The organism is Ralstonia sp. Ralssp135 (genome assembly GCF_047304345.1).
Taxonomy (GTDB): domain Bacteria; phylum Pseudomonadota; class Gammaproteobacteria; order Burkholderiales; family Burkholderiaceae; genus Ralstonia; species Ralstonia chuxiongensis.
In genome coordinates, this window is sequence record NZ_JBGLYZ010000009.1 from 124572 (window position 1) to 132960 (window position 8389).

The 8389-nt window shown below is 65.1% G+C and carries 9 protein-coding genes; all 9 read right to left on the reverse strand.

Annotated elements, in window-relative coordinates; translation table 11 throughout:
* Positions 1 to 5: 5 nt before the first annotated feature.
* A complete protein-coding gene (locus ACCD03_RS09540) occupies positions 6 to 887 on the reverse strand; it encodes an EAL domain-containing protein (RefSeq protein ID WP_413411406.1) in 882 nt (293 codons plus the stop codon).
* Positions 888 to 927: 40 nt separating this feature from the next.
* Complete coding sequence (locus tag ACCD03_RS09545; protein WP_024975856.1) at positions 928 to 1143, reverse strand: TOBE domain-containing protein; 216 nt, start codon at positions 1141 to 1143, stop codon at positions 928 to 930.
* A gap of 70 nt (positions 1144 to 1213) precedes the next feature.
* Positions 1214 to 2053 (reverse strand): ATP-binding cassette domain-containing protein, encoded by an 840-nt coding sequence (locus ACCD03_RS09550; protein ID WP_045204165.1) that lies wholly within the window; start codon positions 2051 to 2053, stop codon positions 1214 to 1216.
* Between the two features lie 19 nt (positions 2054 to 2072).
* The gene (gene ssuC / locus ACCD03_RS09555) at positions 2073 to 2897 is read right to left on the reverse strand and encodes an aliphatic sulfonate ABC transporter permease SsuC (protein WP_413411408.1); all 825 of its coding nucleotides are present in this window, start codon (positions 2895 to 2897) and stop codon (positions 2073 to 2075) included.
* Positions 2898 to 2915: 18 nt separating this feature from the next.
* On the reverse strand, positions 2916 to 4079 hold the full coding sequence (ssuD, locus tag ACCD03_RS09560; RefSeq protein WP_413411409.1) for an FMNH2-dependent alkanesulfonate monooxygenase: 1164 nt from the start codon (positions 4077 to 4079) through the stop codon (positions 2916 to 2918).
* 20 nt (positions 4080 to 4099) lie between these two features.
* Positions 4100 to 5131, reverse strand: a complete 1032-nt coding sequence (locus tag ACCD03_RS09565; protein WP_413411410.1) for a sulfonate ABC transporter substrate-binding protein — start codon at positions 5129 to 5131, stop codon at positions 4100 to 4102.
* A gap of 5 nt (positions 5132 to 5136) precedes the next feature.
* Positions 5137 to 6129: a sulfonate ABC transporter substrate-binding protein gene (locus ACCD03_RS09570; protein ID WP_413411411.1), complete on the reverse strand. Its 993-nt coding sequence runs from the start codon at positions 6127 to 6129 to the stop codon at positions 5137 to 5139.
* A gap of 115 nt (positions 6130 to 6244) precedes the next feature.
* Positions 6245 to 6877, reverse strand: a complete 633-nt coding sequence (gene ssuE / locus ACCD03_RS09575; RefSeq protein WP_413411413.1) for an NADPH-dependent FMN reductase — start codon at positions 6875 to 6877, stop codon at positions 6245 to 6247.
* A 38-nt stretch (positions 6878 to 6915) separates the two neighbouring features.
* On the reverse strand, positions 6916 to 7935 hold the full coding sequence (locus tag ACCD03_RS09580; RefSeq protein WP_045204169.1) for a sulfate ABC transporter substrate-binding protein: 1020 nt from the start codon (positions 7933 to 7935) through the stop codon (positions 6916 to 6918).
* Positions 7936 to 8389: the final 454 nt, after the last annotated feature.

Below are 8389 nucleotides of genomic sequence, written 5' to 3' on the forward strand. Positions count from 1 at the left end.
GGTACTCATTGCGTGAGAGAAATGCCGGCGCACTGCTGCTGTTGCACCAGCGGTGCCTGCGCCATCGGTATCACCAGGGGCGTGGGTACGGCGTCCGGCTCCGGCTCGGCTCCTGGCAGGATGCTGCCCTGCACATAGGCGATACCAGCCGCCCGTGCCAGCTCCAGATCGCTCGGGCGTTCGCAACGCCGCAATGCCAGCGTCACGCCCAGCTCACGTGCGGAATCGGCCAGCGACACCATGTGCCGCGCATGCCATTCACGCCGGGCATCCAGCTTCAGGTACGCCGGCTTGGCATGCACAAGCAGCGCGCCCGCTTCCGCCGGGTCCGATGCCTGCACCGCAACGGCAAAACCGTTGCGCCGGTAGTTGTCCACCACGAACAGCAGCAGCCCCAGATCGTCATTGGCCGTGGACGGCACCTGGATGACGAATTGCTCCGGATGCAGCCCCAGCGCCGTCACCGCGCGATGGAACGCCTTGCCGTGGTCGGCCGCCACTGCCGCCAGCAACCGGCCATGCACGTTCACAACAAGCTGCCGCGCGTCGGTGCGGGAGAAGTAGTTGAGCGTATGCACCAGCCGGCACAGGCGGTCGAGTTCGACCAGCGTGCCGTCATCCGAGGCCAGCGAAAACACCTTCCACGGGTTCAGGCCGAGATCACCGTCGCGCGTCCAGGTGCGCATCAGCGCTTCGTGGCCGGCGGGTGCGAGCGCGCCATCAGCGCCAAGCTGCCAGACCGGTTCAAACAGGCTGGTCAGCGCGCAATGGAAGAACTGGCCCTGCACGCGGCCGGCGGCGTCGCGCCACAACTGGCGGTCCGGCGTCGGGGCGCTCGGCAGCGTGCCGAGAAATTGTGCGACTGCGGTGGTGTGCATCAGACTCATCGGGATGGGCTCCTGAAAAAAGTCGCCTCCTCCTCCCCCGTCACAACTTGGCGATCGACACTTCAGTCGCCTTCACCAGCGCAACCACTTCGCTACCGATCTTGAGGCCGAGGTTGTCGACCGAGCGCGTGGTGATGACCGAGGTGACGATGCCGGCCGGGGTCTCCACGTCGATCTCCGAGAGCACGTCGCCCCGGATGATCTCCTTGATCTGCCCGCGAAACTGGTTGCGTACGTTAATCGCTTGGATGCTCATGATGTTCCTTCTTAGATGACAACGGCACTACGTGCCAATGAATGTTTTCAGGAGAAAGGTTTGCAGCGCCTTACACGGCCCAGCGCACCGCAGTGGCCGACACGTCAAAGGGTGATGCCCACGCCGTGTGCGAACGCACATCGGTCACTTCATTCGGATCGATCTTGCGCTGCATCACGCGGTTGAGGATGGCTTCTTCCAGACGCGCAAACGCGGGCGAACCACGATGGCGCGGACGCGGCAGATCAATGCGTTCATCCAGCGCAATGCGGCCGTCTTCGATCAGCACCACGCGGTCGGCCAGCGCCACCGCCTCGGCCACGTCGTGCGTAACAAGCACGGCGGTAAAGCCAAGGCGTTGCCACAGGCCTTCGATGAGGTTCTGCATGTCGATGCGGGTGAGCGCGTCCAGCGCGCCCAGCGGTTCGTCCAGCAGCAGCAGGCGCGGCCGATGCACGAGCGCGCGCGCCAGTGCCACACGCTGGCGCTGCCCGCCCGACAGGCGTGCGGGCCATTCCCCTGCCCGCTCGGACAGCCCGACTTGTGCAAGCACTTCTGCGGCTTGTGCGCGCTGCGCTTTCGGCAGCCCGAGTGCAACGTTGTCGAGCACTTTCTTCCACGGCAGCAGGCGTGCGTCCTGGAACATCACGCGGGCATCGTCGTGCAGGCCGTCTTCGGCGTCGCCGTCGCGACGCAGGTGGCCATCGTCAACGCCTTCCAGCCCTGCAATCAGCCGCAGCAGCGTGCTCTTGCCGCAGCCGCTGCGCCCGACGATGACGACAAACTCGCCCGGCGTGATGTCCAGATCGATGCCGTGCAGCACCTCACGATCGCCATAACGTTTGACGACGTGTTCGATGTGCAAGGCGGTGCCGGCCAGCGCGGCGTGTTCAGTGGCGTTGCTTTGCATGCGTCTCTCCAATTCAGCCTCAGGCGGCCGCTTGATATCCGGGGTGCCAGCGCAGCCAGTAACGTTCCAGCCCGCGCGACAACCAATCCGCCAGCTTGCCGAGCAACGCGTACAGCAGGATGCCGAGCAGCACCACATCGGTCTGCAGGAACTCGCGCGCATTCATCGTCATGTAGCCGATGCCGGCTTGCGCGGAAACCGTCTCCGCCACGATCAGCGTCATCCACATCAGGCCGAGCGAGAAACGCACACCCACCAGGATCTGCGGCAGCGCACCGGGCAGGATCACCTCGCGATACAACTGCGCACGCGACAGGCCATAGCTGCGCGCCATTTCCACCAGCGCCGGATCGACGGAGCGGATGCCGTGATACGTGTTCAGGTAAATCGGGAAGAACACGCCCAGCGACACGAGGAACAACTTGGCCGATTCATCGATGCCGAACCACAGGATCACCAGCGGAATCAGCGCCAGCACCGGGATGTTGCGGACCATCTGCAGCGTGGTGTCTAGCAGCGTCTCCGCCGTGCGGAAAGTGCCTGTCAGCAGCCCCAGCGCCAGCCCCAGCGAACCACCGATCGCAAAGCCCAGCAGCGCACGCCACGTGCTCACGGCCACATGCGTCCACAGCTCGCCCGAGCGTGCCAACGCGACGGCGGATTTCGCCACGTCCAGCGGCGCCGGCAGGATGCGGTTCGACAGCCAACCCCATTGGGCCGATGCCTGCCACAGCACCAGCAGCACAAGCGGCACGATCCACGGCGCCAGGCGTTGCCGGACGCTACGCAGAAAGGTCTTCGCCTTCGCCTTCGGCTTCGATTTGGATTTCGACTCGGATGCCATTGCCCTGCTCCTCTCGGCTCAGCTTGCCGCCACGCGGGGCACGATGCCGGTGGCGATCACCTCGCCAAACGGGCCGTTGAGCACGTTGCCCGGCAGCTTGTCGCGCACCGAGCGCGGCAGCAGCGGGAACACCAGTTCAGCAAAGCGGTAGGCCTCTTCCAGATGCGGATAACCGGAGAGCACGAATGTATCGATGCCCAGCTCGGCGTATTCCTGCATGCGTGCCGCCACGGTTTGCGGATCGCCCACGAGCGCTGTGCCGGCACCGCCGCGCACCAGCCCCACACCCGCCCACAGGTTGGGGCTGATCTCCAGATCGGCGCGCGTGCGCTTGACGCCGTTGGCATGCAGCGCAGCCATGCGTTGCTGGCCGGCCGAATCCATCTTGCGGAAGGCCTCTTGCGCGCGGGCCACGGTGTCGTCGTCGAGCTTGCTGATGAGCTTGTCGGCGGAAGCCCAGGCTTCGTCGTCCGTCTCACGCACGATCACGTGCAGGCGGATACCGAAGCGCACGGTGCGGCCATGCTTGGCAGCGCGCGCCCGCACGTCGGCCAGCTTCTCGGCCACGGCGGCAGGCGGTTCGCCCCAGGTGAGATACGTGTCGACCTGTTCCGCCGCCAGCTCATGCGCCGCTTCCGACGACCCACCGAAATACACCGGCGGATGCGGCCGCTGCACTGGCGGATACAGCACCTTCGCGCCCTTCACGCTGAGGTGCTTGCCGGTGTAATCCAGCGCAGCGCCTTCATGGCTCGCGGCCAGTGTTTCGCGCCAGATGCGGATGAACTCTTCCGAGGCTTCGTAGCGTTGCGCGTGATCGAGGAACAGACCGTCGCCTGCCAGCTCCGACGGGTCACCACCCGTGACGAGATTCACCAGCAAGCGGCCGTTCGATAAACGGTCGTACGTGGCAGCCATGCGCGCGGCCAGCGTCGGCGCCATCAGCCCCGGGCGCACCGCCACCAGAAAACGCAGACGCTTCGTCACCGGAATCAGGCTCGCGGCCACGATCCACGGGTCTTCGCACGAACGTCCGGTGGGAATCAGCACGCCCTCGTAGCCGAGCGTATCGGCGGCTACGGCCACCTGCTGCAGATAGGTGTGATCGACTTGGCGTGCGCCCTCGGCGGTGCCGAGATAGCGGCTGTCACCGTGCGTCGGGATGAACCAGAAAACTTGCATGTCAGCTCCTCGAATCGTATTCAGCGTTGGGCTATTGCCAGTTGTGCGGGCGTCGGATGCCAGACCAGATCGATCGGCTTGACTGGCCGTGGAATCAGCCCCAGCCCGTGGAAGGCATCGGCCACGCGTTGCTGCTCGGCAACCGCTTCCGGCGTGACGGGCCGCACGGGCGACGGCGGCCTGCGCGACAAGAACAGATGCACCGTCGCCAGCGAAAGCCCGGAAAAATCCGCAATGCGCTGCGCAGCTTCTTTGCGGTTCTCCTGCACGAGCCGGTCGGCACGCGACAGCTCCGCGAAGATCGCCGCGATGGTGTCGCCGTGCTTCTCGGTAAAGGCCGTCGGCGCGAAGTAGAACGAGTTGTTGGACGACAGCGTGCGGCCGGTGGCGAGCACGCGCGGCTTGATGGCGAGTTCCGTGGCGGCGTAGTACGGATCCCAGATGCCCCAGGCGTCGACGCTGCCGCGTTCGAAGGCGGCACGCGCATCGGCCGGCGTCAGATACACGGGCTGGATGTCGGCAAAGCTCAGTCCGCCCTTCTGCAAGCCCCGCACGATCAGGAAATGCGCGCTCGAACCCTTCTGCAGCGCCACGCGCTTGCCCTTCAGGTCGGCCAGCGTCTTAAGCGTCGAATCCTGCTGCACGAGGATGGCCGAGCTATCCGGCTTGGGAGGCTCCACACCCACGTAGCGCAAGTCCTTGCCGGCAGCTTGTGCGAACACCGGCGGCGTATCCCCCGTGACGGCGAGGTCGAGACTGCCCGCAGACAGCGCTTCGAGCTGCTGCGGCCCGGCCGGAAACTCCAGCCAACTGATCTTGGTGCCCGGAAAGCGCTGCTCCAGCGCGTGGTTTTCTTTCACGATGACGAGGTTGACCGCGCTCTTCTGGAAACCGATGCGCAGTTGCGCGGGCGGCGTCACCTTCGGCAAACCTGCAGCTGCGGGGGTGGCGGTTGCGGCATTGGCGGCTTGCGCGATGGGCCCAAGCGTGGCAAGCGATGCGCCTGCCACGGTGGCGTTCAGCAGACGACGGCGTTGGATGTCGATCGTCATGGCAATCAGCGCGCTGCCTGTTGGGTGGTCGGCTGCCACGCTGCATCGGCCACCTTGACGGGGCGCGGGATCAGCTTGAGCGCGTGGAACGTGTCGGCAATGCGCTGCTGGTCGGCCAGCGCCTCGGCGCCTACCGGCTGGATGCCGTACGCAATGCGCGACACCGAACGCGCCACCACAGCCGGCTCCAGGCCGAGCTGCGGGCCAAGAATGGTCGTCACATCCTTCGGGTTGGCCGCGGCCCAGGTATCGGTCTTCTTCAGTTCATCGAGCACGATGTTCAGCACATCGGGCCGAGCGCCCGCATAGCCTTTCGATGCCAGGAAATACTGCGAGTTGTTGACCACGCCCGTGCCATCGGCCAGCACGCGCGCGCCCAACTGCTGTTCGGCCGCGGCAAAGAACGGGTCCCAGATCACCCACGCGTCGATGGCGCCGCGCTCGAAGGCGGCACGCGCATCGGCGGGGGTGAGGTACACGGGTTGGATATCGCTGTAAGGCACATTGGCCTTTTCCAGCAGCTTCACCAGCAGGTAATGCACGTTCGAACCCTTGTTGAAGGCGACGCGCTTGCCCTTGAGATCGGCCACGCTCTTGAGCGGCGAAGTCTTCGGCACGATGATCGCCTCGCCGGCCGGCGCGGGCGGCTGGTTGCCGACATAGACGAGATGGGCCCCGGCAGCCAGCGCGAAGATCGTCGGCGCTTCACCCGTGGTGCCGAAATCGATGGCGCCCACGTTCAGGCCTTCCAGCAACTGCGGGCCGGCGGGGAACTCCGTCCACTTCACTTCGATGCCTTGCGAGGCAAGGCGCTTTTCGAGCGTGCCGCGTGCCTTGAGCACGGTCAGCGTGCCGTATTTCTGATAGCCGATGCGCAGTTGCTTGGCGGCGGTCGGGGGCGGTGCATCGCTGTTGGCAAATGCGGCGGGTGCGCCAAGCGTGGCAAGCAGCGTGGCGGCGATGGTCAAAGTCCTGCGCAAGGGCGAGTGGGCTTTCATGGCGAATTTTGTGGATGCGGTGTGTATGGGCGGCACGATCCGCGCGCAGCGGCTGCGCGGCGTGACAACAACGGGAAAGTGTTGGCTGCGTGTGTAAGGCGGCGCGTTCAGCGCATCACGCCAGACATCGCATTCGCCCAGCGTCGGCCCGGGCGTGGGTCAGCGCGGCGGCACGTGCGGCGCTGCGGCTGGAGACCATCACCTGCGCCACGGTCGGATGCCGTGCCAGCGCAAGCGCCTGATGCACGCGCTCCACGCCGTCATCCAGGCGCTGCTGCAGCGATGGGTCAACCGTGACGCCGTCATCAGCCACGACGATCTGCGAGTCGACCGCAAAGATGCCCGGCAGGATCGAGCGCGCAGCCAGTGCTGTCAGCACGGGGCGCAACGCGTAGTCGATCGCCAGCGTATGGGCGAGGCTGCCGCCGGTGGCAATCGGCAGCACGACTTTGTCGCGCAGCCCGCTTTGCGGCAGCAGATCGAGAAACGTCTTGAGCAGGCCGCTATAGGCCGCCTTGTAGACCGGCGTGGCAAGAATCACCACGCCCGCCGCTTCCACCCGCGCCACCGCATCGGCGATGGCCGGGTCGGACACCTGCGCGCCGAGCAGCGCGTCAGCGGGAAGACTGCGCAGGTCCAGGTGATCCGCCTGCTCGCCGGCGCGTTCGAGCTGCGCACGCACGTGGCCCAGCAAGCGCGCAGATCGCGATTGCGCTGAAGGGCTTCCGGAAATGGTCAGGATTTGCATGATGCGGATCACTCGATGTTGTTGCGTCGCTTGGTGCCTTACTTGCCCGGTTGATAGAGCTGGTCAAACTGACCGCCGTCGGCAAAGTGCGTCTTCTGCGCCTTCTGCCATCCGCCGAACGTGTCGTCGATGGTCACCAGCTTCACCTTCGGGAATTCGCTCTCGTGCTTCTTGGCCACGGCCGGGTCCGTCGGGCGATAGAAGTTCTTCGCGCCAATCTCCTGCCCTTGCGGCGTGTACAGGAACTTGAGATACGCCTCCGCGGCCTTGCGCGTGCCCTTCTTGTCGGCCACCTTGTCCACCACCGCCACCGGCGGCTCGGCCAGGATGGAAATCGACGGCACCACCACGTCGAACTTGTCCTTGCCCTCCACGCGCGCCGCCAGCAGCGCCTCGTCTTCCCACGCGATCAGCACATCACCGATACCGCGCTCGGTAAAGGTGGTGGTCGCACCGCGTGCGCCCGAATCGAGCACCGGCACGTTCTTGTAGAGCTTCTGCACGAAGGCCTTGGCGGTGGCGTCCGAACCGCCCGGCTGCTTGAGCGCATAGGCCCATGCGGCCAGGTAATTCCAGCGTGCACCGCCGGAGGTCTTGGGGTTGGGCGTGATGACGGCGATGCCCGGCTTGACCAGGTCATTCCAGTCCTTGATGCCCTTCGGGTTGCCCTTGCGCACCAGGAAGACGATGGTCGAGGTGTACGGCGAGGCGTTGTGCGGCAGGCGCTTCTGCCAGTCCTTGCCGGTCAGGCCGCGCTCGGCGATCGCGTCGATGTCATAGCCCAGCGCCAGCGTCACCACATCGGCATCCAGCCCGTCGATCACGGAGCGGGCCTGCTTGCCCGAGCCGCCATGCGAGGCACGCAGGGTGATGTCCTCACCCGTTTCCGCCTTCCACTTCTTGGCGAATTCGGTGTTGATTTCCTTGTACAGCTCGCGCGTCGGGTCGTACGACACATTCAACAGTGTCGTTGCCGCATGCGCACCCACGGTTCCCCCCGCCACGATGGCAGCCGCCGTAGCACGTACAAGCGTGTTGAAAACAAACTTGCGAATCATCTTGCAGCTCCGTTTCTGATCTCTGATGGATTTGGAATAGGAGCAAGACTACCGAGCGGGTCTTGTGCGGGGAACGAATGGTTTCAGGGAATGTTCATCGGTTTTTGCATAAAGGCGGGGATTGGGGCTGCGCGGATGCGGGGCCAAGGGCTTTGAGCGGGCGTGCAGGCGTGGCGCTTGAGGGTCAAACCCTCGGCTTTGGGTGTTGGAGAGCCGAGCTTGAGCCTCGGACAGCGGGACTCCGGGGGTTTTGGGTGGAGGTCGGGCCTTGGAGAGACGTTGGGTCGACTGTTTTTGGGTGGAGCTTGGGGGTTGGAGGGTGGAGCTTGAGGGTTTTAGGGTGACGCTTGAGTGTTGGAGGGTCGAAGGCAGCTGATTTTTTCGCTCGGTTTGGATGTCGGAGGGTCGAGAGCGAGGGTTTTGGGGTGGAGTTTGGGTCTTGGAGGGTGGAGGT